The 26,117-nt window shown below is 44.6% G+C and carries 21 protein-coding genes; all 21 read right to left on the bottom strand.

Going from position 1 to position 26,117, the window contains the following annotated elements; translation table 11 throughout:
• Window positions 1-17: 17 nt before the first annotated feature.
• On the bottom strand, window positions 18-1,901 hold the full coding sequence (asnB, locus tag BO18_RS09065) for an asparagine synthase (glutamine-hydrolyzing) (RefSeq protein WP_034445541.1): 1,884 nt from the start codon (window positions 1,899-1,901) through the stop codon (window positions 18-20).
• 105 nt (window positions 1,902-2,006) lie between these two features.
• Window positions 2,007-3,812: an HAD-IIIC family phosphatase gene (locus BO18_RS09060; RefSeq protein WP_034445539.1), complete on the bottom strand. Its 1,806-nt coding sequence runs from the start codon at window positions 3,810-3,812 to the stop codon at window positions 2,007-2,009.
• Window positions 3,813-3,820: 8 nt separating this feature from the next.
• Window positions 3,821-5,038: a glycosyltransferase gene (locus BO18_RS09055; protein WP_051688600.1), complete on the bottom strand. Its 1,218-nt coding sequence runs from the start codon at window positions 5,036-5,038 to the stop codon at window positions 3,821-3,823.
• 19 nt (window positions 5,039-5,057) lie between these two features.
• A complete protein-coding gene (locus BO18_RS09050; RefSeq protein ID WP_034445537.1) occupies window positions 5,058-5,804 on the bottom strand; it encodes an SDR family NAD(P)-dependent oxidoreductase in 747 nt (248 codons plus the stop codon).
• A complete protein-coding gene (locus tag BO18_RS09045) occupies window positions 5,797-6,237 on the bottom strand; it encodes a MaoC family dehydratase (protein ID WP_034445535.1) in 441 nt (146 codons plus the stop codon). Before BO18_RS09045 ends, BO18_RS09050 begins: the two co-directional genes overlap by 8 nt.
• Before the next feature lie 31 nt (window positions 6,238-6,268).
• Entirely contained in the window at window positions 6,269-6,508 is a 240-nt protein-coding gene (locus BO18_RS09040) for an acyl carrier protein (protein WP_034445533.1), read from the bottom strand.
• A 16-nt stretch (window positions 6,509-6,524) separates the two neighbouring features.
• The gene (gene asnB / locus BO18_RS09035) at window positions 6,525-8,468 is read right to left on the bottom strand and encodes an asparagine synthase (glutamine-hydrolyzing) (protein WP_034445531.1); all 1,944 of its coding nucleotides are present in this window, start codon (window positions 8,466-8,468) and stop codon (window positions 6,525-6,527) included.
• A 13-nt stretch (window positions 8,469-8,481) separates the two neighbouring features.
• Entirely contained in the window at window positions 8,482-9,246 is a 765-nt protein-coding gene (locus BO18_RS09030; RefSeq protein ID WP_034445529.1) for a hypothetical protein, read from the bottom strand.
• Between the two features lie 14 nt (window positions 9,247-9,260).
• Window positions 9,261-10,376, bottom strand: coding sequence for a glycosyltransferase (locus BO18_RS09025; protein ID WP_034445527.1), 1,116 nt, complete (start codon window positions 10,374-10,376; stop codon window positions 9,261-9,263).
• A 1-nt stretch (window position 10,377) separates the two neighbouring features.
• Entirely contained in the window at window positions 10,378-11,313 is a 936-nt protein-coding gene (locus BO18_RS09020; protein ID WP_034445525.1) for a methionyl-tRNA formyltransferase, read from the bottom strand.
• Window positions 11,313-12,512: a glycosyltransferase gene (locus BO18_RS09015; protein ID WP_034445523.1), complete on the bottom strand. Its 1,200-nt coding sequence runs from the start codon at window positions 12,510-12,512 to the stop codon at window positions 11,313-11,315. The genes BO18_RS09020 and BO18_RS09015 overlap by 1 nt, the downstream gene beginning before the upstream one ends.
• Window positions 12,512-13,954 (bottom strand): glycosyltransferase, encoded by a 1,443-nt coding sequence (locus BO18_RS09010; protein WP_051688599.1) that lies wholly within the window; start codon window positions 13,952-13,954, stop codon window positions 12,512-12,514. The genes BO18_RS09015 and BO18_RS09010 overlap by 1 nt, the downstream gene beginning before the upstream one ends.
• Window positions 13,955-14,184: 230 nt before the next feature.
• Window positions 14,185-14,925, bottom strand: a complete 741-nt coding sequence (locus BO18_RS09005; RefSeq protein ID WP_034445522.1) for a DUF2334 domain-containing protein — start codon at window positions 14,923-14,925, stop codon at window positions 14,185-14,187.
• Window positions 14,926-15,104: 179 nt separating this feature from the next.
• Window positions 15,105-16,079 carry an SDR family oxidoreductase gene (locus BO18_RS09000; protein ID WP_034445520.1) on the bottom strand — a complete coding sequence of 325 codons (975 nt, stop codon included), beginning with the start codon at window positions 16,077-16,079 and terminating at the stop codon, window positions 15,105-15,107.
• Window positions 16,080-16,180: 101 nt separating this feature from the next.
• Window positions 16,181-17,497: a nucleotide sugar dehydrogenase gene (locus BO18_RS08995; protein ID WP_034445518.1), complete on the bottom strand. Its 1,317-nt coding sequence runs from the start codon at window positions 17,495-17,497 to the stop codon at window positions 16,181-16,183.
• Between the two features lie 45 nt (window positions 17,498-17,542).
• Window positions 17,543-18,640 carry a glycosyltransferase family 4 protein gene (locus tag BO18_RS08990; protein ID WP_034445516.1) on the bottom strand — a complete coding sequence of 366 codons (1,098 nt, stop codon included), beginning with the start codon at window positions 18,638-18,640 and terminating at the stop codon, window positions 17,543-17,545.
• Between the two features lie 2 nt (window positions 18,641-18,642).
• A complete protein-coding gene (locus BO18_RS08985; RefSeq protein WP_185752383.1) occupies window positions 18,643-19,638 on the bottom strand; it encodes an ATP-grasp domain-containing protein in 996 nt (331 codons plus the stop codon).
• A 15-nt stretch (window positions 19,639-19,653) separates the two neighbouring features.
• The gene (locus tag BO18_RS08980) at window positions 19,654-20,268 is read right to left on the bottom strand and encodes a sugar transferase (RefSeq protein ID WP_034445514.1); all 615 of its coding nucleotides are present in this window, start codon (window positions 20,266-20,268) and stop codon (window positions 19,654-19,656) included.
• 18 nt (window positions 20,269-20,286) lie between these two features.
• A complete protein-coding gene (locus BO18_RS08975; protein WP_034445512.1) occupies window positions 20,287-21,558 on the bottom strand; it encodes a DegT/DnrJ/EryC1/StrS family aminotransferase in 1,272 nt (423 codons plus the stop codon).
• On the bottom strand, window positions 21,548-23,488 hold the full coding sequence (locus tag BO18_RS08970; protein ID WP_051688597.1) for a polysaccharide biosynthesis protein: 1,941 nt from the start codon (window positions 23,486-23,488) through the stop codon (window positions 21,548-21,550). The genes BO18_RS08975 and BO18_RS08970 overlap by 11 nt, the downstream gene beginning before the upstream one ends.
• Entirely contained in the window at window positions 23,485-26,115 is a 2,631-nt protein-coding gene (locus BO18_RS08965; RefSeq protein ID WP_034445510.1) for a hypothetical protein, read from the bottom strand. Before BO18_RS08965 ends, BO18_RS08970 begins: the two co-directional genes overlap by 4 nt.
• Window positions 26,116-26,117: the final 2 nt, after the last annotated feature.

Genomic DNA, 26,117 nt, shown 5'->3' with positions numbered 1-26,117 from the left:
GGCTTTGAATCCCTATATCATTCATATTCCTTTTCATACCACTGCTGGAACATCAATATGTACCAGATCTCGATCCTGTATTTGCCGCGAAGTGTGAAGTCAGTCCAGATCTTCTCCACCACCTCGGGGTCAAGGATTCCCTGCGCAGCAATCTTTTTCTTATCCAAAAGAGCTTCTGCCCAGTCTCTCACTTCTCCTTCTAAAAGCCACTTATCTATTGGGATTGAAAAACCTTTCTTGGGCCTTTCCATCATACTCTTTGGAACGTATTTGTAAAGTACATCTCTAAGAACAAGCTTACCGGTCTTGCCTTCCCTTAAGTACTCCAAAGGAAGAGTCCAGGCAAACTCCAAAAGGTCCCTATCAAGCATTGGAACTCTGGTCTCAAGTGAAACAGCCATGGCTGTCCTGTCCACCTTAACAAGAATATCGTCCGGGTGATAAACCAGCATATCCATCAGCATTGTCTCGTGGTTTACTTCCTTAAGGAAATCATTTGGAAGCTCTGTATATTTGTAGGGAAGAGTTCCCCTTGTAAGTGCAATCTGCTTTGTTATGGGGTCCGTCTCATGCTCCATCCTGTGAATGTCCGCCGGTCCCTTTGCCCCAAGAAGAGTACCCTTTATCCTGTAGATATCTTTTTTCGCAAGAGGTGAGTGAAGCACAATAGAACTAGCCGGCTTCCTGATCCAGTAAGGAATCCTTCCCATCTTTCCCCAGATCCTTGAAATGGACTCGTAGGAGGTATATCCGCAAAACAGCTCATCTCCTCCATCTCCAGAAAGAGATACTGTCACATGATCCCTTGTCATCTTGCTTACAAGATAAGTTGGGATCTGGGAGGAATCAGCAAAAGGCTCACCAAACATGGATGCAAGCTTTGGAATCACCTGTTTCGCATCCTTTTCAGTAATGTAGAGCTCTGTGTGATCTGTCCCAATATGCTGAGCTATCTCTTTAGCAAAAACAGCCTCGTTGTACTTGGGGTCTTCCATACCGATTGTGAAGGTACGAACCTTTCCCGGCGCCAGATCCTGCATAAGGGATACAACTGTGGAGCTGTCGATTCCGGCAGAAAGAAATGCACCAACCGGAACATCTGCAACCATCTGTCCCTTTATGGAGGCCTTCAAAAGCCTTTCAAGTTCATCTGCAGCCTCCTGTCTGGATCCGGCAAATGGATGCTGCTGTCCCCTAAGGGCAGCTTCTTTCATGGACCAGTAGGTTTCTGTCTTAGTCTCCAGAGTCTTCACATTAACTGTCATGAAGGTTCCGGCCTCAAGTTTATAGATGTCTTTATATATGGAATAGGGCGCAGGAATATAACCTTCAGTGAAGTATATATCCAGCACATCAGTATTGATCTTGTTGTCAAAGCCCTCAACTACTCTCAGGCACCCAATGTCAGATGCAAAGGCAAAAGAGCCATTGACAGTTCCATAGTACATTGGCTTCTCGCCCACTCTGTCCCTTGCAAGAGTAACTGTCCCTGCCTCTCTGTCGTAAACAGCAAAGCCAAACATTCCCTTGCACATCCTGAGGGTATCAGCAACTCCAAAGCGCTCTATTGCTTCAAGAAGCACCTCTGTATCTGAGGTTCCTCGAAACTTACTGCCTGCTCCAGCTCCGCCGGAAGTCACCTTCTTTTTCACTTCTCCGGCATTGTAGATCTCGCCGTTATAGACGATCACCAATCTTCCGCTGTGGGAGGTCATAGGCTGAGCGCCGTTTTTTGACAGATCCACAATAGAAAGGCGCCTGTGTCCAAGCGCCACATTTCCATCATCACTTATAAAAATTCCGCCGTCATCCGGGCCTCTGTGGAGCATACGCTGATTCATCTTCACAACGCTGGCTCTTGCATCCCCCTTAAAGCCGATAAGACCTGCTATTCCGCACATACACGATCCTCTGAATTCTCATTTAGACTTATTATCCTTGATTGTAACATAAAACCAATATCAAAAAAACTCTGCCCTCCCTCGTGGGAAGGCAGAGTGCCTATGTCACTTATTCGAAACCTGGATCACATGGTTCTTCTGATCATACTCCCCACTTATGTCCAGCTTAAAGGTTATGTTTCCCTCTGCATCTTCAGAAACCTTCTCAAATCCCTGCAGCAGATAGAAATCCTTTACCATCTTATTCTTGGCTGTTGGATAGTAGTAGCCGTAGATAGTCTTAACGCCTCGCGCTTTTGCTTCACTCACCATCTCATCCATCATGGCAAATTCCATATCGCGCTTAAGCACTCTGCAGCTCATAAGCCACAACACAATGTGGAGCTCCTCCTTAGCCTGCCCCCTTACATTACCAATTGCAAGGGACACGATTCCATTATCTCCAAACTTATCCTTAAGCCTTCCGTAGAGGGTAATGTTGTCTGTATCAGCAGCTGCTGCCTCGATGTCATCCTGAGAATATCTCTTTGTGGTCAGGTTAAACTGATTGCTCTTGTTGGTTAGCTGAGAGATCCTTGGCATGTACATCTTCTCAAAGGGCTTAATCTCAGCCTCCATCTCCAGGGACTTAAGATACTCAGAGTAGTCAGCAAAACTCTCCTCCAGCTCAAGCCTTTGCTTATTAGCCATGTACATCTCGTTTCTCTTCTTATCATCCTCTGATATAGAGGTAACCTCAAAAAATCCCGAGTGATCGATATTTCTTATATAATTTTCCGGACTGTCCATGACAGGAGCGTAAACTCCGGGAATCTGAGCTGTGACAATCTCCCTCTCTGCCGGGTTGTCGTCCACAAACACCAGTGACTCAGGGAGCAGGGTAAGCTCTTTTGCTATAGCCTTGAAGTTCTCGCTCTTTGGATCCCAGTTAGCCTTTATGGACACAAAGTCATCAGGAGTAAGGGCTCCGTCAGGATGCTGAAGTCCTGCAATGGCATTTTCCTTCTCGTTCTTGGAATCCACTGCCAGGATCACTCCAATGTCTTTTTGCATCTTCACATAATTCTGGAACTCAAGATAAACCTGACCCATGTTGGTCTCCTGGCCTATCTCAATGCCATCAACTCCGTCGTCTCCAACAATTCCGCCCCATAGGGTGTTATCAAGATCCAGAACCAGGCCCTTTTTGTTCTTACCGTAGATGGACTTGATTATGTTAGCTACATTGAAGCTCACGTAGGGAATTGCAGGAATACACATTGCATACTTGTACATATGCCAGGCCAGAGTATCTGACCACTTATCAAGGCCGTAGCAGGCAGCCAGATAGTTGATATCATTGATAAAAAAGCTGTCTCCTTCAGCCTCAGCGTTTCTTGCATATTCACTGAATTTCTCGTTTAGTCTGTTAATAAAAGAGAGCCTTCCGTGAACATCCGCTCCGTCGCGATTTCCAAGGAGTCTGAAAAAAGGAGCTTCAAAGTTATTCTGGATTATAGGGCAGTGGTACAGCTCTTTTAACTTCTTCCACATGGTCTCAAAGTGGCTGTAAACCTTATTAAGCTTTCCATCAACTGCTGCCACGTCATCCCCCATTACAGGGTAATCCAGAATATTCCTGTTGCTGGTATGGATGAAGATCACGTCCGGGTTAAAAAGCTTAAGCTCCTCTCCCGGGAACATGGCATCCTGCCAGTACTGGCCGTACTCTGATTCGTAGAACTCCGGCTCTATGCCATAGTTCAAAAGAAACAGCTCTAAAACCTTTATGATGTCATGGGTAGTAGATCCACCAAGAACTGCGATCTTCTTATGGATTCTGTCACTCCCATCAGCTAAAAGAGCCTTCTTCAGGCCCTTTGATTTTTTCATTATGTAACTGCTGTCAAATGGATACTCTAATTCCTTCATGAATAAAATTATCCCTTCATAATTCCATCCAGGTAATCTCTCCACATCTGGTTTACCACATCGGGAGCGATCTTACTCTGGATCTTGGAAGCTGCTGCCCCAAGATTATCTGTAAGAGTCTTGTTATCAAGAAGCTTTCGTATAGCTTCCGTCATAGCCTTAGTGTCTTTAACAGGCACCAACAGCCCGTTTATTCCATCAACAATAAGGTCCGCCGGTCCTCCGCAGGGGCAGTCAGTGGAAATGCAGGCAACTCCAAGGCTCATGGCCTCGATAAGGGAGTTAGGCATTCCCTCCTGGGAAGATGCCAGAATGAACATATAGGATTTCTCCACATGTTCAGCCACATGCTTTACCATTCCCTTGAACTCTACTCTTGATGCAATGCCAAGACTCTCGGCCTTCCTTTGGAGCTTTAATCTGTCAGGACCATCTCCATAGATCACAAGACGGAAGTCCTGATACTTATCTATCGTAGCCTCCTTAAAAGCCTCTATTACCATGGCCTGATTCTTGTTCTCATCAAGCCTTCCCACCATTACAATTCTCTTTTCCCTGTCTCCGAAATATCTCTTTCGGATAAAGGATGGATTCACTGAGTTTGGAAGTATGATGCATTTCTTCTGCAAAAATTTCGGAAACCATTCCTTGGCACCTGTGGACTGAACCACGATTCCAGAAGCCTTTCCAAAGGTAGAAAGCATTCCGGACTTAAGGGCAAAGGTATCATATTCCATATCGGGGTCAGCTCTTACAGAAACCACCACCTTTATTCCCTCTCTGGTGGCTGTTGAAAGAGCCATTATATTATTCTTCCCGATAAAACTAAGTACCAGATCAGGCTGTAGCTGTCTCCAAATAGCGCGAAGCTTCTCGCTTCTGGCTTTCAGGTTATGGGCTCTTCCCTTCTGCTCGCTCTTTAAAAGGGCAGAAAAGACTCTTCCGATGCCATCCTTTTCTCCCCCTTCAGGGTCAATCCAGGCAGGGTTCTCTTCCGTATCCGCCACAAGTACTGCTCTGTCAGCACCGGCAGGAACTCTGGTCCAGGTGGCGTGCTTAACCTCGTACTCCTCCTTTGCCAGGTAAGTAGTCACCAGGGTGACCTTGTATCCCTGCTCAAAAAAGTACTCCGCCAGATTTACCATAACCCTCTCGGCTCCGCCCTTCTGGAGCGAACCGATGTACATGGCTATATGCTTTTTGCTAGATGCACCCGTTTCTGTCACTTATCTGTAATCCCCAATCTCACACTATAACGCTTCCGTTGCTGACGTTAAGGTTAACTCCGTTCATATAATTGCTGTCCTTTGACAAAAGAAAGCTGATTGCCGGAACAACATCCTCCACTGTGGCATTTCTCCCTTCGGGGCTTGCCTCAGCTGCCATCTCCACAAGTCTTGGATCAAGATCAGATAAAAACTGTGTTTGTATCATTGAGGGTGATACGGCATTTATATTGATCTTCTTGCCCTCATTGTCTGCTGCCAGCTGCTTGATCACTCCAAGGAGCATATCCTTAACAAGAGTGTACTCCAGCATGGATTTAGGAGGCTTACCATTAACCACGGAGGAAACTACAGCCACAACCTTGTTGTGATCCTTCCTCTTTACCATGGCAGGCAAAAATGCCTTTAATATCTCTACAAAAGAGTAGACCTGGATCCTGACATTTCTATCAAGTCTGTCCTGATCAAAGTCCTTCAGCTTTGTGAACATCATCTTTGAAGCTGAGAGCTGAACTATATGTGTAGGCACAAGCTCTTTTCCCTTAAGGCTCTCTATCAAAGCCTTTGTATCCTCCTTGGATGAGAGGTCTGCCTTTACAAGCTCTGCACTGTTTCCGTTAGCAAAAGAAATTTCCTTAAGACGGGCGTCATTGGAGTTGTAGTGCAGCACAAAAACGCTGTCACTGTAATCCTCATTCAGTTTGTTTACAAGGACAACTCCAAGATCTGAAGAAGCTCCAAGTATCAGAAATACGTTCTTATTCATCTATGCACCCGGCCTGTATTTTGGCCTTTCCAACCTTTTTGCCGTCCTGATTTACGATCTGGGCAGCTATCTCCATGGTCCTTGTGGTTTCAAATTTCTGCTTAACAAATCCTGATACAGTCAGTGTATCTCCAATAAACACAGGGAACCTGAAGGAGGAATCCACGCTTTGAAGTATACAATACTTCCCGGGAAGGTAGACTCCTGCCAGTGTTGAATACATAGAAGCCACCAGCATACCGTACACAACCCTGTCATTAAAGCCCTTTGACTTTGCATATTCAGCGTCGTTGTGAAGGGGATTTACATCCCCTGTGATATCCAGGAATTTCTCCATCATCTCCTTTGTGACGGTAACTGTAAACTCCGTCCTGGTGTAGTTTTCCTTATTTTCTTCCTTTGAGACCAAATCTGAATATCTGTATTCGTTCATAGTTCCCGGCATTTCCTTTTTTCGCAAATTATCAGATCTTGCTCATGATGATGTCTGCCATCTCACCAACGTTCTTCATGGATACGATCTGTCCCATATTGAACTTGATTCCAAACTCCTGCTCAATGGCATTTACCAGGTTGATGTGCTCTAAGGAATCCCAGTCCTCGATGTCGGCTGCTGTAGTCTCATCGGTTACTGTGATGTCGTCATCCTCAAAGACATCCCTGAATACTTCATTTATCTTTTCAAATACTTCTTCTCTTGTCATAATCCGTCTCCTTTTATTACTGAAGATAGTAACTATACCACTGCTGGAAGATGAAGAACGCCCAGGCAACCTTGCTGAAGTTTGCACCTGTAGCCGGACCTCCGTCTCCCTTTACCACATAGTTATTTATAAATTTCGATACATAATCAGCGTCAAAAACTCCCTGCCTCTTAAGGAAAGAAGTGCTGCTGTAGTCAAGAAGCGCTTCCTTTAATGGGCCCCTTAGCCACTGATCCATGGGAACACCAAAGCCTGTCTTTGGTCTTTCCAAAAGTTCTCTTGGAATATAGTCGTAGGCAATATCCTTAAGGATATGCTTCTTATCTCCATGGTAGTACTTAAATCTGTGGGGTATCCTGAAGGAATACTCCATTACCTCTGTGTCCATAATGGGGCATCTGTTCTCCAGTGAATACTTCATGGACGCTCTGTCCATCTTCACCAGAATGTCCTCCGGAAGATAGGTATCCATATCAAGAAGCATCCTTCTTGTCTGGAAGTTGTCTACGCAGTAGATGCTCTCAAAAGGATATAGAACCGGTGCTTCATTTATGGAAAGATTAAAGTCTGTGCTGAGGTAGTCCAGGGCATGCACCGGAATATCCAGCATCTCTTTTCCTGAAATAAAGGCATGGGCAGCCTTTACGTAACCTTCTGACACAAGCTGAGTCTTGGTCTCAGGGTCTCTGTTGGAAGCCACAACCCTTACCCTGAAGGGCATCTTGTCAAGGAGCTTTCCGCCCCCTACAGGAATCTGTCCTAAGGCATTTACAATAGCTCCAGGGATCTCAAGCTTCTGTGCCTGTCCCACATTGTCATAGACATTGTAGCCACAAAAGAACTCGTCTCCTCCATCGCCGGAAAGAGCAACAGTCACGTCTTTTTTTGCCAGCTTGCTGACCAGCATTGACGGTATCTCCGAGTTATCGGCAAAGGGTTCGTCGTAGTACTGGGGAATGCTGCTGACCAGATCAAACATCTCTTTTTCTGAGATATAAAGTTCTGTATGATCCGTGCCAAGATACTGGGCTATCTCCTTGGCATACTTGGCTTCGTTATATTCCTTTACATCAAAACCGATACAGAAAGTCTTGACGGGTTTATCTGAAAACTCCTGGGCAATTGCTGTAACAAGGGATGAATCATAGCCTCCTGATAAAAAGGTTCCAAGAGGAACGTCAGCGATCATCCTGGATACTACTGAGTTCTTAAGGCGGGTCTTAAGACCATCCTTTGCCTCCTCGTAGCTCCTTACAGGATCCTGACTCATCTTGGCATATACATCCCTGATATTCCAGTACTTCCACTTCTTTATTTCTCCGTTGTGGAACTTAAGAACGCTTCCGGCTTCAAGCTTGTAAACATCTGTAAAAATTGATTCCGGAGCGGAAATATACTGCTGATACAGATACCTTGGAAGAAGCTGTCTTCTTATCTCAGGCTTAAATCCAGGGCACTTCAAAATGGGCTTAAGCTCAGAGGCAAAGACGATGTTCTTTCCATCAATCCAGTAAAACAAAGGCTTTTTTCCAATCCTGTCACGGATAAGGAAAACATCCTCGCTCTCCCTGTCATAAAGGGCAATGGCAAACATTCCATGAATGTGGTCCACCATATCAATGCCCCATTTAAGGTAAGCAGCGATCAGAACCTCTGTATCACAGGTGGACTTAAAGTGATAATCGGAAAGCTCCTCCTTGAGTTCAAGGAAGTTGTAGATCTCACCGTTAAACACAACGGAGATCCTTCCGTTCTCCGAATGCATGGGCTGATGTCCCAAGGGGGAAAGATCAAGAATTGCAAGTCTTCTCTGAGCAAAACCGATGCAGTAGTCATCAGTCCCCTCAAAGATCTCTACTCCGCTGTCATCAGGGCCACGGTGATACATGGTATCATTCATGATGCGAAGCTCATCAGTGGTTATTCTCTTTTTTGATACGTATCCGCAAATTCCGCACATCTACTGGCTAGCCTCACATCTCTATAGGGAGCTTCTCAAAGTTGTCTCTAAGAGGACCAAAGTCCTTACATTCATTGTCAATGGAATCAATAAGTTCCACATATTTCTCATTAACCAGAGTCTTATAATTCTCCAGATTGTCGTATCCCTTCTTGGTCCATGCGAAAGGATGAGTCAGGATCTGGATCTTGTCATGGCTGTTTAAGGTCTCCTCATCAGGATAGCCATATCTCCAGATATGGTTAGCATCTGACATGTACTTTATCTCAAGCTTAGACTCAGGAGTAGCCTTTGGGTCAAAAGAGAAGAACTCGTCCTGATAGGCATTGATTATCCCGTTAAGCTTAATGTTCTCTGCAAGCACACTGGGAGAAGGTCTGTGAATGGAAAAAGAGGTGATCTCAAATCCAAGCATGTTGCTTAGCATATCAATTTCCTGCTTTATCCTGTCGCGGATAAGTCTCATGTCTGTCATTCCATTAAGGGCAAAGTGAAGACCGATATTCTGACCTCTCTCGTGCATATCTGTAAGTATGTCTCTGTTCTTTCTTGAGAGGATATTGTAGGAGTTGTTGGTCCACTGGAAGAAGAAGGTAGATCTGAAATCCATGCTTTCCTCAACCTTTGAAAGGGCATAGGCTCTCTCTACAGAGTACTCAACATCATGGCGCATGATGATGAACTCATCCATGTTCCTTGCCTCTTCATAGCTAGTGGCATATCTGCCTGTTTCTTTAATGAGTTTTATTATCTGTCTGTAATCATCAAATGAAAACATATGATCATCCTCTCTTATTTCTTTTTCTTAAAATCAGCTATTACCTTATCCAGGTAGTCTCTCCACTGAACAAATATAGCCTGGGCATTGGTGATCTCTTCTATCTTTGCTGCTTCATCCCCGAGCCTTTCAGCCAGTTCAGGGTCCTCAATAAGCCTGTTAAGACCTGCTACAAGAGCGTCCTTGTCTTTTATTGGGATCAGAAGTCCGTTCTTGCCATCAGTCATGACAGTCTTAGGTCCTCCGCAGGGACAGTCTGTTGCAACTATTGGCATTCCCATTGCCATGGCTTCCAGCAGTGAATTAGGAAGTCCCTCCCAGTCGGAAGTAAAGGCGTACACTGCGCCCTTAGGGATCTCTTTTTCAAGCTCATCCGAGCCTCCCATAAGAAGGATATAGTCTTCCGCGTGATTGTCAGCGATTATCTTTTCCAGTATCTCTTTTGTCCCGTCAAAGGAGTCAGGGCCAAAGATCTTAAGCACATAGTCCGGGTGCTTTTTATGAACCTCCACGAAGGCTTCACAAAGAAGTGGCTGGTTTTTGAAGTCCACAAGCCTTGCGTGATGCATTACAACCTTTTCCCTCTTCTCCGGTTTTTTAAGTCCAAAGTATTTGGGATTTACAGGGTTTAGAATTATTGTGGAATTCTCCTGAAGATAAGGCTTAAAGAACTCCTTCTGTCCCGTTGTCTGGAACACACAGCCGGCTGCCTTGGGGAAGAGCCACTTTATCTGTACCTTGTCGGAAAAAGCATCGTAGTGTCCCACCGGGTCTGTTCTTATGGAAATAACGACAGGAATGTCGCTGTTACCTGCTGCCATCAGCGCCCTGTAATTGGCTCTCTGGGCAAATGCCACCAGAACCTGTGGGTGATATTCCTTTATGAATTCCTTCAGGTATTTTATTCGCAGAAAAAACTTTGTTACACGATTTTTCTTTTCATCCTCTGGACGAAGCCCCACATGGACTCTGGTTACCCTCTCGTCCAGCTGGAACTCATCCTCATCCTGCCACTCTGTGGCAACGTAAACTTTAATTCCTTCGCTGGCAAACTGGTTCGCAAGATTTGAAACAACTCTCTCTGCGCCGCCCTTAACCAGACAGTTTAAATGAAACGCAATGCTTTCCATATTACTTAAGTACCATTCCCTTGTTGAGTGTTGTGTCACACTCATATCTATCGATCAGAAGTGATCCGTCCACAGTTCTCACCACAAGCTTTCCATCAAAAATATCTGCAATCTCTCCCGGTGCATAGCCAGAGAAATCGATCATCTCATCAAAGGGATGTGCCTCCCAAACAGTTACCTTGTGAGCATCATCCTCTTCATCCGCATAGCAGAAGGCTCCGGGGAAAGGAGCAGCAACACCCCTTATCAGGTTGTAGATGTTCCTTGTTCTGTCCTTAAAGTCTATCTTTCCATCTGCCGCTGTACGTTTATTGTACCATGAATCAAAATCTTTTGAATCAGTATGGATCTCCACGTGGCCCTTTTCCATGTAGGTGGTAAGGAGCTTTCTGATAAGATTCTTTGAGCAGATCATGTTCTTGTACTGAGCAGTCCTTATGTCATCGTGCTCATTTATCTGGAACATCTCTGTGGAAAAGACATTTGGGCTGTCTGCATGCTCATCATACTTAAAAAGATTCAGATTAAATCTGGTGTCTCCAAGGATCATTGACCAGTTAAGAGGTGATCTTCCTCTTCCAAAGGGAAGGTAGCCTGCATTTCCGTGGAAACCAAAAATACCCTCCTTAAAGCAGTCCAAAACCTCCTTGGGGATCAGCCTCTGCCATCCCATTACAATTCCGATATCAAAGGTGTTCTCTGTCATGAAAGCCTTAGTCTTCTCATCATTAAGGAAGTAACTGTCTGCCTCATGAACAGGGATCCCGTACTTGTCAGTCAGGAAAGAAAGTCCCTTAAAACCAGACACCTGATTGTGCTCTAAAACCTTTGGTGCAATGGTGATCACAAGATCCACCTTGCATATCTCGCTCTGGATAAACTCTATGATATTCTCTGAAGTGTCTTTTACTCCAAAAACAACAACCTTATAATGCATTATTCATACCTCTTTAAGATCTCATGGATACTGTCTTTATAGGAATCCGGTGTGTAGAACATAGCTCTCTTATTAGACCTTTCAGCATAATCTGAAAGACCGTTTTCATCATCCAGAAGCCTTACTATCTCACTTGAAAGGATCCTCTCTCCCTCTGTCACGTACTCAGGATCGAAGTTCTCCTCCTGATCCATGTCCGGGATAAGAATACCATATTCACCCCTTATTGGAGCGGTAATGCTGCTACCGTCAGGGATTTTCTCGATCAGCTCCTCATACTCTTTTTCTGATAAAAGGATCTCTCTTGGTCCGGTCTTGCAGTCTGCTGAGATCACAGGTTTTTTAAGGGCCATGGCCTCAAGCACTGCATTGGGAAATCCCTCGTGATTTGAGCTGCAAACATACAGGTCAGATGCTGCCACATAGGGGAAGGGGTTCTTTTTAAGCCCCACAAAAGCCACTTTGTCTTTTATCCCAAGAGCCTTGGAAAGCTCGTTGTATTTCTCCCAGTTACCAGCTCCCAAAACCACCAGCCTGAGCTCCGGGTGCTTCACCTGAGCCAGTGAAAATGCCTTTACCAGGTGCCAGATGCCCTTGATGTAATCGTTTCTAGCAGAGCAGGAAATAACCTTAATGTCATCTCCTATGAACGGGAAGTCATCCAACGGATCCATGGCCTTGTTCCGGATATCCTCCACATCCAGAGGATTGTAGATATAGGTACTTCTGTCATAGTCAAAATCGCTCTTAAGCTGCCTTACGATTTCCTTGGAGCAGGACAGCACCTGATCTGACTTTCGGCAAAAGAGCTTTACCTGCCTTGTTCCTTCCATGTCGGTCTGACACCTTAATCCTGTGAGGACCTTTTCTCCCATATTTGAAAGAGTGTTGACGTAATTAGCACTGCTTCCAAAGCTGTAGGAGATGTCTATTCCCAGCTCTTTTTTTATCTTTTTGGTCTTATTTACTCTCTTAAAAACATTGAAGACCTTATTTATAAGGCCCTTTTGTGAAGGGACATCAATGTCTATAACATTCAGTCCTGTCACATCATAGTTGATGTCCTTGGAGCTGAAGATAAGAATATAAACATTGTAATATTCCTGCATGAGTCTCGCTGTCTTAACGCAGACTCTCTCAAATCCCCCCTGATGGAGCATAGGAACCATCAGCATAAGATTTTTCTTTTTAGAATCCATTAAAAGTAACCTCTCTGGTAAAATGCTGACATCATCTTTGCCTGACTCTTTACATCAAAGCCAGCAGCCTTTAACTTTCCCAGTATGTACTCTGAGCTCTGCTGTCTGTCGCCAATGGAAAACTCTATAGCACGGCGATGTCTCTTAGAAGGCTTATCAGGAACGTTTATAGCTTCAAACCCTGTTCCGGCGTCAAGAATATCAAAGTCCGGTGTATCATCTGTCTCAAATACACTCTCTCTTCTCTCACCAGCTATTTTTGTCAGGGTCTGATTGAGCTTGATCTCCTCTGCCAAAGGATCGCTATGGTAGTCCTCCCTCAGCATAAGATCATCTATAATCTTCCTTGCCCAGTCCCTGGGTTCTGACTTAATGCTCATCATGGAAACAAGCTCTGTCACATTAACCTCAGGAGTTATGGCGTCAGAAACAAGGCACTGAAGTCCTGCTGCCTGAGCCTCCACAACACTTCCGGGAAGTCCCTCGTATCTTGAAGGGAAACAGAAATAATCCATAGCCTGATAGTAGTCACTGGCATTGGACTTATTTCCTGCAAAAATGCATCTGTCAGCAATATGGAGCTTAACAGCAAGCTTCTTCATATCCTCCATCAGATTTCCGCTTCCGAGCATCAAAAGCTTTATTCGCATTCCATGAAGCATACTGTACTGATTAAGGTCGTCGTTATCAAGAAGTCTGCAGACCTGAGCAAAAACCTCCAGAAGGAACTCGTGGTTTTTGGCATATCTAAAGCTTCCTACATGTCCGATCACCAGAGCATTTGATACCCCAAGCTCTTCCCTTATCTTTTCTCTCTTTTCAGGGTCATAGGCAAAGTGCTTTAGGTTAACGGCATTGGGGATGATCCTTACCCTTCCTGTATCCATCAGCTCTTTTCCAAAAACTGAGTAGCCGGCTTCTCTGGAGCAGGCAAAGTTATAGTCTGTTATATCGCCCTTTTGAAGTGGAGCTCGAAGTAGCCTTGTTGCCATGCCCTTAATACCGTTGTCCACTCCGGCGCTTCTGGCATGGGCTACCACTACAGGTATTCCGGCTTTTTTTGCTATAGGAAGGTAAATAGCTGCTGTACTGGTCATATGACCCTGGACAACCTTCCACTCATTTGGGTGCTCAGCAAAAAAGCGCTTGATAGCTGCTCTGTACTCAACGATATTTTTTCCGTTGAACCTTGGAAGGCAGAAAATACGGCCTCCAAGCTTATATACGCTATTATCAAAATAGTCCGGCTCTCGAACTGCCATCAGTTCATCAGAAGTCGGACTCTTCTTTCCTGTTTTTTCAGGTGAATAATGGACCAGGAAATCAAACTGGATCTTATCCCTGTCCATATTTCTGTATAGATCGATTATTCTGCACTCAGCTCCACCAAGCCCCAGTACCCCCAGTACGTGGAGCACACGAATCTGTCCGAACCCTTCCATCTCCTCGTTCCTCGTTGTTTTAATAGTGTGTTGACGGATCAAAGTCCGGCTTGGTGGCTGCGCTCGCCCCTTCAGCAAATGTATGCGCCGTCGCTCATAGCTCTGACATTCCGAGAAGCCAGGCTGGGAGCCAGTCTTCTCTCCATAGAGCTACAATCGCTCCTTACACATAACATTTGCTGAAGGGGCGAGCGCAGCCACCAAGCCGGACTTTTGACCCTGTTATTCACTTATATATACTTCTTGATTTGCACAGCTATGTACTTTGTCTTGGCAATAATGTACTGCCACGCGTTCCCAAATACATTGCGGTCCTTTATGTCAAATTGTCTGTACTCCGAATAGGACACAACTTTTCCAGTCTCTAATAAGCTCTCGAGGTTGTCAAAGTCCTTGTCCTCCATGGTGTTGCAGTGGTAGACGAAGGTGACAAGACCTTCTCTTTCATCTTTCAGAGAACTGTTGCGTTTGACGGAGATGGGGTAGAAGATCATGCCTTCTGAGCGGAAGGGCTGAGTTCCAAAGCCATCTGTCAGGATGAAGAAATCGTTCTTCTTAAGGGCCCGGAGTGTGTTCTTGTCGAAGGAGTGGGAGGGCGCCATGAAGATGTCGGTGGAAATACCGTTCATGCTCAATATGCGTCTGCCCTCTCTTATCATCTCATCCTGTTTTACAAGGGAAAGACCTGCAAACTCGGATTTACCACCTATAGGGAAAAGCCCTGCTGCCTTGGTGGTATAGAGGTGATTCAGACCATGCATAGCAACAGTCCAGCCCTTTTCCTGCAGCTCTTTTACCATGCTCCAGAAATCCTCATGGGGCTCTTCTATTGCAAGCTTTTCATCTTTATTCTCAGGCACAACACCGATAAGAGGCTTTATGTCATGCTTATCTAAAAGCGCCTTAAATCTGGAGAACTTCGCGTAGTCCATATCCGGCGTAATGTCATCCATTCGAATAGTTATCTTCATACATCTACCTTGTTGTAATATATACGCATGACTCCACTTCGTTCTCGTCATGCTACGAGCATTCGGAAATCGATCCGCTCATTCTTCGCGTATCTTTTTTCCTCATGTTCGTTCGGTCTTCAAGGTCATGTAAATTGTCATGCAAGCATGAAATTTCCATGACTTTGAATCCCTATATCTTACAGGTTTGCCTTATACCATTCTATTGCAAGCTGGATTCCTGCCTTGAAGTCATAGGAAGGATCGTAGCCAAGGTTCTTTCTGGCCTTTGAGATATCTGCATTTGAATCCCTGATATCTCCGGCACGTGGTGGTCCAAAGTTAGGCTCAAGGTCCATTCCAAGCGCTTCTGTCAGATGATGATAAACATCAATAAGGAACTCTCTTCCGCCGGCGCCAATGTTGTAAGCCTCTCCTGCTACATCTGAAGAAGCAAGGCAGGCGCGAAGGTTACCTTCAATAACGTTGTCAACGTAAGTAAAGTCTCTGGACTGCTTTCCATCGCCGTTGATGGTAGGTGTCTCACCGTTCATGAGCTGGCGAAGGAACTTTGGAATAACAGCTGCATATGCGCCGTTAGGATCCTGTCTTCTTCCGAACACGTTGAAATATCTAAGGCCATATGTATCCAAGCCGTAAAGGCTCTTATAAAGCTTTCCATACTCCTCGTCAGTCTTCTTGGTGAGAGCATAAGGAGAAAGAACATTTCCCTCCTGTCCTTCCTTTTTAGGAAGTATTGTTGAATCACCATAAACTGATGAGCTTGAAGCATAGACGAATTTCTTTACACCATTCTGTCTTGATGCTTCCATCATGTTGAGAGTTCCACGGATATTGATCTCCTCGTAAAGAAGAGGCATCTCAATACTTCTTGGAACACTTCCCCAGGCAGCCTCATTGAGAACGTAATCTACGCCCTTAGTGGCCTCCATACATGCATCCAGATCCCTGATATCCTTCTCAAGGAAAGTAAACTTTGGATTCTCCATAAATGGCTGGATGTTCTCGATATGTCCAGTGGAAAGATTGTCCATACATCTTACTGTGTAGCCCATATCAAGAAGAGCCTCACAGATATTTGATCCGATAAAGCCAGCGCCTCCTGTTACAAGGAATACGCTGTTTTCGGGAAATTTTAACTCTTTAAAACCCATTTTTAATCCTTTCTGCGTTTTTACTTATACACGACTATACGGATTGCTCCGCTTACGCTCTCGCAATCCTACACGCATGAAATTTCCATGACTTTGAATCCTTATAGTCGCCAATAATCGAACTCGGGAGCCTTATATTCGTTCATATCGTAGATGCCCTTGAGGTCAAGGAATACCTTAGTGCTGTGGGCAGGATTGAAGAACTTTCTGATGTCATCAGGCTTATATGCCTTGAAATCTTCATGTGAAACAGCAACAATAACTGCATCCATATCCTTAACAGCATCCATTGAGTCAAACTCAATGCCATAGAGTCTCTTTGCCTCGTCAGAGTCTGCCTGAGGATCTACTACTACAGGCTTGATTCCATACTCACCAAGCTCGTTGTAGATGTCGATAACCTTTGTATTTCTTGTATCAGGGCAGTTCTCCTTAAAGGTAAATCCAAGGATGGCAACCTTTGCATTCTTTACAGGAATGTCAGCTGCAATAAGGTTCTTTACACAGCTCTCTGCAATGTACTTGCCCATGTCATCGTTGATACGTCTTCCGGAAAGAATGATCTGTGAGTGATATCCAAGCTCCTCTGCCTTATAGGTAAGGTAGTAAGGGTCAACACCGATGCAGTGTCCACCAACAAGACCAGGGAAGAACTTAAGGAAGTTCCACTTTGTTCCTGCTGCTTCCAAAACAGACTTAGTATCAATATCCATCTTGTGGAAGATCATGGAAAGCTCGTTCATGAAGGCGATATTGATATCACGCTGTGAGTTCTCAATAACCTTAGCTGCCTCAGCAACCTTGATGGACTGTGCCTTATAAACACCTGCAAGAGCAACAAGGCTGTACACCTTAGCTACTGTATCCAAAGTCTCCTCATCCATACCGGAAACAATCTTTGTAATGGTATCAAGTCTGTGAACCTTATCACCGGGATTGATTCTCTCAGGTGAGTATCCGATCTTGAAATCAACACCGCACTTAAGGCCTGACTCCTGCTCAAGGATAGGCACGCAGATGTCCTCTGTAACTCCGGGATATACTGTTGACTCATAAACAACGATACTTCCCTTTGTAAGGTATTTTCCAAGTGTATGGCTAGCGCCCTCAACCGGTGAAAGATCCGGTGTATGATCGTCATTAACAGGTGTAGGAACTGCCACAACGTGGAACTTACACTCACGGAGTTTCTCAGGATCAGCTGTGAATTCAACTGATGTCTCTTTTATCGCCTGATCTCCAACCTCTCTGGTGGGATCGATTCCTCTCTTATAAAGCTCAACCTTCTCGGCGTTGAAGTCGTATCCAACAACCTTGATCTTCTTGGCATAGGCTACAGCGATAGGCATACCAACGTATCCAAGTCCTACAAGTGAAAGCTTTTCTTCTCCGGCAAGGAGCTTCTCATATAAATCCATTGTATTTCCTCCAAAAATATGTGACTCTCGCAATACTATATTATATCACAGCTTGGCAAGTTCCTGTCTGTACCTGCTTATTATGATATCGCGGTCAAAATTCTCAACTATGAATTTCCTGCCCTCAAGGCCCATGGCCTTCCTCTCCTCAGTACTAAGAGACGCGATCTTTTCGATGGACGATATAAGCGCCTCGGCACTTTCGGACCTGAACAGGAATCCGTTCTTTCCCTCTATTACTGCTTCCCTGCAGCCGGGGATGTTGCTGGTAAGAACAGGTCTTCCGCAGGCTGCTGCCTCCAAAAGCACATTTGACATTCCCTCATGGTAGGAAGGATGTACCACCACGTGGCATCGAGACATTACCTCCTCCACATTGTCTATGTGACCATAGTACTTAAGAATTCCCTTGGACACCAGAGCCTCGATCATAGGCTCATAAATATGTCTCTCGTCCTCCTCGTACTCACCTACCAGTTCAAACTTAAGATTAGGAAGCTTATCCGAGAGCTTTTCTACTGCCTCCAGGTATTCTCCAACGCCCTTATCCTTCATCATTCTAAGGACCGCCAGGATAATGATACCGCCACTCTCATCAGGATAATCCCGAAGTGGATGCTCTGTGGTATTAACACCTGACCCAGGAAGCAGCGCAGCATTCTTCTTTGCAATGCCTCTTTTTTGAAGGATCTTCATGTTTCCTTCATTCTGGAAAAAGACCTTTCTGGCCTTTCCCATGGAAAACCTGTACATGGACACCAGGACCCTGCTTAATAGTCCGCCTCCCTGAACAGCCTTTCCCAGGCCTGTGATATTACAAATATAAGGCACTCTCTTTAATCTCGCCGCCGAAGCCCCGTATATATTGGGCTTAATGGTATAGGTCAAAACCACCCCTGGCCTGTATTTCTTTATCAGCTTCAGATATTCTCTGAAAAGAGCCATATCCTTAATGGGGTTAAGTCCATGTCTGTCCAGCTTTGTCTCGATCACAGTAAAGCCAAGCTTTGTGAGCTTTTCACAGTTCTCATCCGGCGGAACAGAAATGTAAACCTCGTGGCCATCGTCTATAAAGGACTGAACCAGCTCTTTTCTGTAGAGCCATATGCCGTTTGCATAATTTGAAAGGATCAGTATCCGCATGCTCAGATTTCCTTAGTCCTTTCCTTCAAGTGTGCGAGACTGTCAATGACAACGCTGTCATACATCATCATTACAACATCCTCTTCATACTCACCGATGCAGGGCTTGTTAGCCTGCTTATTCACTACATTGTTGTAGATGAACTTTATGAAGTCCACCCCTGCGCCGTAGGCATGGAGATATGCTCCTCCAAATCTTGGATTGATCTCAGACAGATAGTACTTTCCATCCTGGTAAAAGAGATCCATATCAAGAGGTCCGTTAAACTCAAAAACCTTAAGTGCATCAGTAACAAAGTCAAACAGCGCCTGATCCTTAAAGGATATTGTCTTATTTGCTCCGCCAATGGTGGTGGATATCTTTTTCTTGGAAAATACTGCTACAGGCTCGTGGCTTACGGTATCAACGTAGATATCCGCATCCATGTCTTTTCCTGTCATAAGCTCCTGAACGATAAGTGACTCATCCCTTGCCATGAGCTCCTCTAAAAGCTCCAGGGACTCAACACGCCTTGCTCCTACGCTTCCGCTACCGGTCCTGGGTTTTACGAACACAGGAAAAGAGATCTCTCCGGCATTAAAGGCTGCTTTAAAGTCCCCGATGTTTCCAAAGGTCCTGACAGTATTTACGCCTTTTTCTGACAGGTATCTGTACATCTCATATTTATCAAAGCAAAGTCTTGCAGTCTCAATGTAAGGTGCAAGGACCTCAACACCTATCTCCTCGAACTCAGCTCTGTGCTCTGCAAGAATGGCAATCTCCGGGTCTATGAGTGTTGTGACAGCATCAATCTTTTCATTTTTGCAGATCTCAAGGACCGTTGGGATATAATCCTTATGAGTGATCAGTGGAACCTGGTAGCTCACGTCTGCAAAAGCAAGGGCCGGAGCAAAATGACTGTTATCTGTAACAACAATCTTTACCTTGTCTCCCAGTGTATTTCTAAAATCCTTTAACAGCTCACATCTTCTTCCTACGCTGCAAAACAGAATATTCATCAATAAATCCTCTCGTTATTCCTTAGGTTTGGTGCCTGTGAAGGCCTCCATTGTGGCATCATTTTCACTGCTGATACCCGTGTGACTGAATACTACAGCCACTGTCTTAAAAATGATCTTCAGGTCAAGTAAAAAGGATACATTTCTTGCATAGTAAACATCCTTTTCAAACTTGTCCTCCCAGCTAAGGAGGTTCCGGCCGTTGACCTGTGCCCAGCCGGTAAGTCCGGGACGAACATCATGACGATGCCTTTGCTCCTCGTTGTACAGGGGAAGGTACTTTACAAGAAGTGGTCTTGGTCCCACAAAACTCATGTCCCCTTTAAGGATGTTGAAAAACTCCGGAAGCTCATCAAGGCTGGTGCTCCTGAGTTTCTTTCCAAAGGCAGGAAGTCTATCCTCATCCGGCAAAAGATTCCCGTTCTCATCCTTTGCATCCGTCATGGATCTGAACTTGTAAAGCTTAAAGATCTTTTCATCCTTTCCGGGTCTGTCCTGGGTAAAGAGTACCGGACTTCCAAGCTTAACCCTTACAAGGATCGCCAGTATTATGTATAGCCAGCTAAAAAGAATCAGGACCAGCAATGACAATATTATGTCTAATAATCGTTTAAAGAATAATTTGTACATATTACCTCAGCAAGTGCCTTAAGAAAAACACCTTTTTATAATCTCTATGATCACATCCTGCTGCTCAGGAGTCATCTTGTTATCACTTGGAAGGCAAAGGCCTCTTTCAAAGATATCCATGCCCACATCAAGAACCGTTCCCTCATCAATATAGGCATTACTTCTGGCTCTTCCAGTTCCGTTTTCTGTCACAAAGCCGTTCATGCGATAGATTGGCTGCATGTGCATTGGCTTCCAGATAGGTCTTCCCTCAGCATTGTACTTTGCTATTGTTTCAAGAATCTCTGTAGGGCAGCTCTTTCCGGTCTCTGTCACATAGAGAACATCCTTCTCGCCGCGAACCTGCCTGCACATGGCATCCCTGTCAATGATAAGGCAGGAAAGCCAGTAGTTTGGCTCACTCTTTCCCTCATCAAAAGGATTCATGGAAACAGGAAGGCCCTTAAGCCCTTCCTTGTATCTGTAGTAAATTGCCTTCTTCTGGGCGATATGCTCCTCAAGATGAGGAATCTGTCCCCTTACCATTCCGGCAATAATATTGCTCATTCTATAGTTGTAACCAAGCTCCTCGTGCTGATACCAGGGTGCATCCTCTCTTGCCTGAGTGGACCACTTCCTGATCTTGTTGGCATCTTCCTCGTCATCTACAAGGAGCATTCCGCCTGAGGTTCCTGTTATGATCTTATTTCCGTTAAAAGAGATAATACCTACATCTCCGAATATTCCGGTCTGCTTGCCTTCGTAGGTTGCACCAAGAGATTCGGCAGCATCCTCAATAATAAGAGCTCCGTGCTTGTCGCATACCTGTCTCAGCTCTTTTACCTTACCGGGAGTTCCATAAAGATGAGCTACAACCACCATCTTAACATCCGGATAAATCTCAAAAGCCTTCTCCAAAGCCTTTGGTGACATGTTCCAGGTGTCATACTCTGTGTCGATAAAGACAGCTTCTCCGCCCTCATAAGCTACAGGATTTACTGTAGCATCAAAGGTCATATCAGAGCAGAATACCTTTTTTCCCTCTAATGCCCCGTGTCCTACCTTTGGCTGTCCATAGAGCTTCTCAGCTGCAAGTCTTATTGCCAGATGAAGGGCAGCTGTACCTGAAGAAAGAGCTATGGCATTCTTACAACCTATCTTTTCACAGATCAGTTTCTCTGATTCATTTATATTGGCACCAACTGTGGAAAGCCAGTTGGTATCAAAGGCCTCCTGGATAAACTTAAGCTCCTCTCCGTGAGAAGTGGGAGAAGCAAGATAAAGCTTTTTCTCAAAGGGTTTAATTTCCATCATTGATCCTTTCTGACGCTTTGGCAAGTGCAGCCTTTCTCTCCCTTGTCATAGTGTACTTGTGAACATCAGGATGATAGGTCTCAACTATCTCCTTAACAATATCCCTGATCTGAGGAGACTCCTCTTTTGCTGCTGCATTGAGCTTCTCAAGCTGTGAGAAGAATCTCATCTCGTCCATCTCGATAGGCTTTCCGATGTGTATCATCCTGTTGGCTGTGTCCTGAAGACCCTCCTCGTCCATGAGCATCTCCTCGTAGAGCTTCTCTCCGGGACGAAGGCCTGTGAACTCAATCTTGATATCCTCTCCAACTTTGTAGCCAGAGAGCTTAATAAGGTTCTCAGCAAGATCAAGGATCTTAACCGGTTCTCCCATATCAAGGACAAAGATCTCACCGCCCTTGGCAAAAGCTCCTGCCTGAAGCACCAGTGAAACAGCCTCAGAAATGGTCATGAAATATCTGATGATGTTAGGGTCGGTAACAGTTACCGGTCCGCCTGCTGCAATCTGCTTTTTGAAAAGAGGTATTACAGAGCCGTTGGAACCCAGAACATTACCAAATCTTACTGCCACAAATTCAGTGTCATAGTGCTTATTAAAGGTCTGAACTATCATCTCACAGATTCTCTTGCTGGCACCCATGATATTGGTTGGATTAACAGCCTTATCTGTGGAGATCAGTACAAACTTCTTTGTACCGTAGTTTGCTGCTGCCATGGCAGTCTTGAATGTTCCAAAGACGTTATTCTTAATGGCCTCTGTAGGGCTGTCCTCCATAAGAGGAACATGCTTGTGGGCAGCTGCGTGATATACGATATCAGGCTTGTATTCCTTGAAGATGTTGTTGATCCTTAAGGTGTTACGAACTGATGCTATAAGCACCACCAGATCCATTTCAGGATACTTGTACTTAAGCTCCTGCTGGATCTCGTAGGCGTTGTTTTCATAAATATCAACGATGATAAGACGCTTGGGGCTGTGTCCTGCAATCTGTCTGCAAAGCTCGGAACCAATGGATCCGCCGCCTCCTGTTACCATTACAGACTTACCCTTTACGTACTCAGCGATAGAGTCAATATCTACTGCAATAGGATCTCTTCCTAGAAGGTCCTCAACCTCAACATCACGAAGTCTTGATACGCTGACTTCTCCGCTTACCAGCTGGTACATGCCCGGCAAAGAACGGAGCTTACAGTTTGTATTCTTACAGATCTCCAGGATCTTTTTAAGCTCAGGCCTTGAAATTGAAGGCATGGCCACAATGATCTCATCGATGTCATAGAGATCCGCACACTCCTCAATCCTGTCTCTTCCGCCTACAACCCTTATGCCCTGAATATATCTTCCCCACTTGTTGGGATCATCATCAATGATGCACTTAACGGACATGGTTGAGAAATTACTGGTAATAATATCCTTGATGATCATATTTGCCGCTTCTCCGGCACCGATCACCATTACCGCCTTACTGTTGTTTCGATTCTCAACCTGATTCTTACGACTCCTGAGAAATCTGTAGGAGAATCTGCTTATAAAAATGGCTGTTATAAGAAGGAAGGTGTACAAAAAGTAGTAGCTCTGAGGAACCGGCTGCTGATCAGACTTAAAGAACTGAAGTCCGATGGCATTTACCACACCTGAAATAACACAGGCCATTACCAGATTCTGCATCTCCCTTTCTCCTGCATAGGCCCATAGACTGTCATAGAGCTTAAACAGATAGAATATCACAATGGTGATGATGATATTGATAGGAAGGAAGGTGTTGACCGGGTTTAAAAAGTGCTCCGGTATCTCATCAAGACTGAACTCATATCTGATAAGAATAGCCACATAGCTGGCTACAAAAATGCTTATGGTGTCATATATGATCAGTCCGATCCTTCTATAAAGTTTTTGATAGTTAAAAGGTTCTTTTATCTTGTTCATTTTTCTTTAACCTTAAAGGTAATAGGAGCTATAGAAAGCATAAGCGCTACGGTCATAGGGTTACAGTACTGGAATACCCACTCTGATACACCTGCCACCATAAATCCAATGACTACAGCGGCTGTGATCAGTGAAAGAGGCTCATTCTTACGATTGTTCCTGTAATAAACAATTCCGCAAATAAGTGCCATGACCAGCATAATAATGAATACTATTCCCACTATGATACCGTTGTCATAGGCCACCTGAAGATATGTATTATGGGCATGAAGAGCAATCTCTCCGTTTGGAAGCTCTGCACCCATTTCATCGTGTCCCCAGAGATTAAGATTACGGAAGTAGGACCTGAAAATAGTGATCCTTCCATTGGATATAACATCCAGTGCATTGGAGGTATCCACATAGCCCACAAGATCATCCATGAGCATCATATACTCAGCTCTTGTAAAGCCGTTTGCTACGAGAAGTCCTTCTAAAGGAACGACATCAAGCCTACCCTGATCTGAGTTTGCAGGGTTATCCGGGCTCTCATCATAGGGCCTTCCATAATAATCGTAAAGAGGCTCTCCTGTTTCACTGTCATAGTTATAGACATCAACAGGGAACTCATACTCTCCCATATCCGCACCCAGGATCTTGGTTGCAAAAAGATTGCCAAACCTCTCTACGCACATAAAGTTTGTGCTGTCCCAGGCTGCTCCGCCTCTTATAAACTCATCTGTATCATCTATGGCATAAATGACCGGATCTGCTGCCATAGCAGGGAAGATCCTCTGAAGAGTAAAGGCTGCAGGAAAGCAAACAATAAGCGATATAATGAAAACGCCTACTATCCTGAAAAACTGCTTCCTGTGGCAGGATATAACAACCAGTATAACTAAAAGGGTGCTTACAGCGATTGCCAGATAAGCAGTCCTTGATACTGTGAATATCGCATAGGACATAATAAATCCAAAAAGAGTCATTTCCTTCCAGGCAGAAATAAACATATCCTTCAGGTTTGTTCCCTTTGGAAGTGCAACGATCTTAGCCACCAACATTACCGTAGCTACAGCTCCCATAAAGGTCAGGTATTCAGCAGTTACAGTAACTGTATGGAAAATAAATGCAAACCTTCCGCTGACATAGCCGGCGAAATATCTGTGAGCCCAGCTAAACAGCAGTGAAATAGCGAAGTTCATCATGAATCCGCCGGAAAGGATCTTATAGTAATCCTTGTTTTTGCCCCACACTGCAATTCTTATGTAGAAGCAGACAAATGTTATCACCAGATAGATTCCCCAAAGCCTTGTATTTCTCATGGCAACAAGGAGAACAAAGAACACCAGAAGAACCACGCCAAAGGCAGTGGGACGAAGGCATTTCTTTTCCCCATGATTTGTATGAAATCTCTTTTCCCTGATGGAAAGAACTAATATCCTTACAAAGTTAAGAACTAATAATCCGCCCAAAATAACGATGATAATACCGCACTTCAGGATAAGATTGTGGAGGTCATACTCCTTTTCAGTCTCAGGAAGCTTGTTAAGGCCATAGAACCTTATTCCGTAAATGCCGCTTGCCACTACCCATATAAGGTTGTAGATATTAAGCGCCTCCTTTAATGAGAAGGTCAAAAGCATAGCCACAAGAAGCCAGATAGCCATATGCCTTAAGGATATCTCGTGGTAAATGTCGTAAAGGTCATTCATATACTGGCAGGCATACCAGATAGCCATTGCCATGGAGAACATGATCAGGATGTACTGAAGCCTGTCCTCGTTCTTAAGACTCTGCCAGAAGGATATTCCAACCTGATGTTTAACAGCCTTGTGATTGATGGCATAAAAAACTATTGCAGCAGTGATAGCAAGACCCAGCTCATAGAAAATGATGTCCAATGGTCTTGAATCAAATATCCTAAGCGGAAATACCATTATCATCAAAGCGCCAAAAACAAGCACAGCTATAGGATTAGCTGCGTGCTTCACAGTCTTCCATACTGTTACAAGATCGTTCTTGTCCGGATTCTTTTTGTAATACAGGTCTGACAAGAAGCAGATGAGAGCTGCTATCGCAGCAATAATGCTCATAATAAGAAGGGACATCTTTTTGGAAAGAGGGATCCTGTAATTGTATCTGGCAGCTAAATGCCTACCCTCCACCGGAACAAACTCATCCGTTAAGGTTCCTACATATTCTGAATCTGCCGGTACATCCTCAAGAGCCAGACAATACTTTGATCTGCAGTTCTGGAACTTAAGTGTGTAATGCTTTCCAACCTCCACATTAACTTCCATGGGAATTGTAACGTACCCGGGAATCTGGAACTCCTGTGTGTCCACATAAACCTTAAGCTGGTTTACACCGTTCTCATCATAGAGAAGACAGGTGATATAACGGCCATTCTCAACCCTGGTAACATAGACATCTACTGAACTTAGTCTGTCATACCTGGTGATGAACTCCTGCATGATATTGTCATGCTCGTGATTTATCCTGTCGGTTTCTCCAACTATGGTGCCTCCGGCTGAGGTCTCCAATACGCTGCTGAAGATACGGAAGGGCCATATAAGCAGTATTCCTATTAATGCCAAAATAAGCACTACAGCCTTGACGGCCGTGCTTTTGCTGATAATCTTTCTCATAA

Source organism: Butyrivibrio sp. AE2032, from assembly GCF_000702965.1.
Note: the sequence above shows the minus strand (reverse complement) of the source record. Positions and strands in the feature narration are given on the sequence as shown.

Bases quoted from the DNA above. Each gene is read 5' to 3' on its own strand.
- asnB (WP_034445541.1), bottom strand. From the start codon at position 1,901: ATGTGCGGAATAGCAGGTCTTATCGGCTTTAAGGGGGATGCAAGAGCC.
- BO18_RS09060 (WP_034445539.1), bottom strand. From the start codon at position 3,812: ATGAAGGAATTAGAGTATCCATTTGACAGCAGTTACATAATGAAAAAA.
- BO18_RS09050 (WP_034445537.1), bottom strand. From the start codon at position 5,804: ATGAATAAGAACGTATTTCTGATACTTGGAGCTTCTTCAGATCTTGGA.
- BO18_RS09045 (WP_034445535.1), bottom strand. From the start codon at position 6,237: ATGAACGAATACAGATATTCAGATTTGGTCTCAAAGGAAGAAAATAAG.
- BO18_RS09040 (WP_034445533.1), bottom strand. From the start codon at position 6,508: ATGACAAGAGAAGAAGTATTTGAAAAGATAAATGAAGTATTCAGGGAT.
- asnB (WP_034445531.1), bottom strand. From the start codon at position 8,468: ATGTGCGGAATTTGCGGATACGTATCAAAAAAGAGAATAACCACTGAT.
- BO18_RS09030 (WP_034445529.1), bottom strand. From the start codon at position 9,246: ATGTTTTCATTTGATGATTACAGACAGATAATAAAACTCATTAAAGAA.
- BO18_RS09025 (WP_034445527.1), bottom strand. From the start codon at position 10,376: ATGGAAAGCATTGCGTTTCATTTAAACTGTCTGGTTAAGGGCGGCGCA.
- BO18_RS09020 (WP_034445525.1), bottom strand. From the start codon at position 11,313: ATGCATTATAAGGTTGTTGTTTTTGGAGTAAAAGACACTTCAGAGAAT.
- BO18_RS09015 (WP_034445523.1), bottom strand. From the start codon at position 12,512: ATGGATTCTAAAAAGAAAAATCTTATGCTGATGGTTCCTATGCTCCAT.
- BO18_RS09010 (WP_051688599.1), bottom strand. From the start codon at position 13,954: ATGGAAGGGTTCGGACAGATTCGTGTGCTCCACGTACTGGGGGTACTG.
- BO18_RS09005 (WP_034445522.1), bottom strand. From the start codon at position 14,925: ATGAAGATAACTATTCGAATGGATGACATTACGCCGGATATGGACTAC.
- BO18_RS09000 (WP_034445520.1), bottom strand. From the start codon at position 16,079: ATGGGTTTTAAAGAGTTAAAATTTCCCGAAAACAGCGTATTCCTTGTA.
- BO18_RS08995 (WP_034445518.1), bottom strand. From the start codon at position 17,497: ATGGATTTATATGAGAAGCTCCTTGCCGGAGAAGAAAAGCTTTCACTT.
- BO18_RS08990 (WP_034445516.1), bottom strand. From the start codon at position 18,640: ATGCGGATACTGATCCTTTCAAATTATGCAAACGGCATATGGCTCTAC.
- BO18_RS08985 (WP_185752383.1), bottom strand. From the start codon at position 19,638: ATGAATATTCTGTTTTGCAGCGTAGGAAGAAGATGTGAGCTGTTAAAG.
- BO18_RS08980 (WP_034445514.1), bottom strand. From the start codon at position 20,268: ATGTACAAATTATTCTTTAAACGATTATTAGACATAATATTGTCATTG.
- BO18_RS08975 (WP_034445512.1), bottom strand. From the start codon at position 21,558: ATGGAAATTAAACCCTTTGAGAAAAAGCTTTATCTTGCTTCTCCCACT.
- BO18_RS08970 (WP_051688597.1), bottom strand. From the start codon at position 23,488: ATGAACAAGATAAAAGAACCTTTTAACTATCAAAAACTTTATAGAAGG.
- BO18_RS08965 (WP_034445510.1), bottom strand. From the start codon at position 26,115: ATGAGAAAGATTATCAGCAAAAGCACGGCCGTCAAGGCTGTAGTGCTT.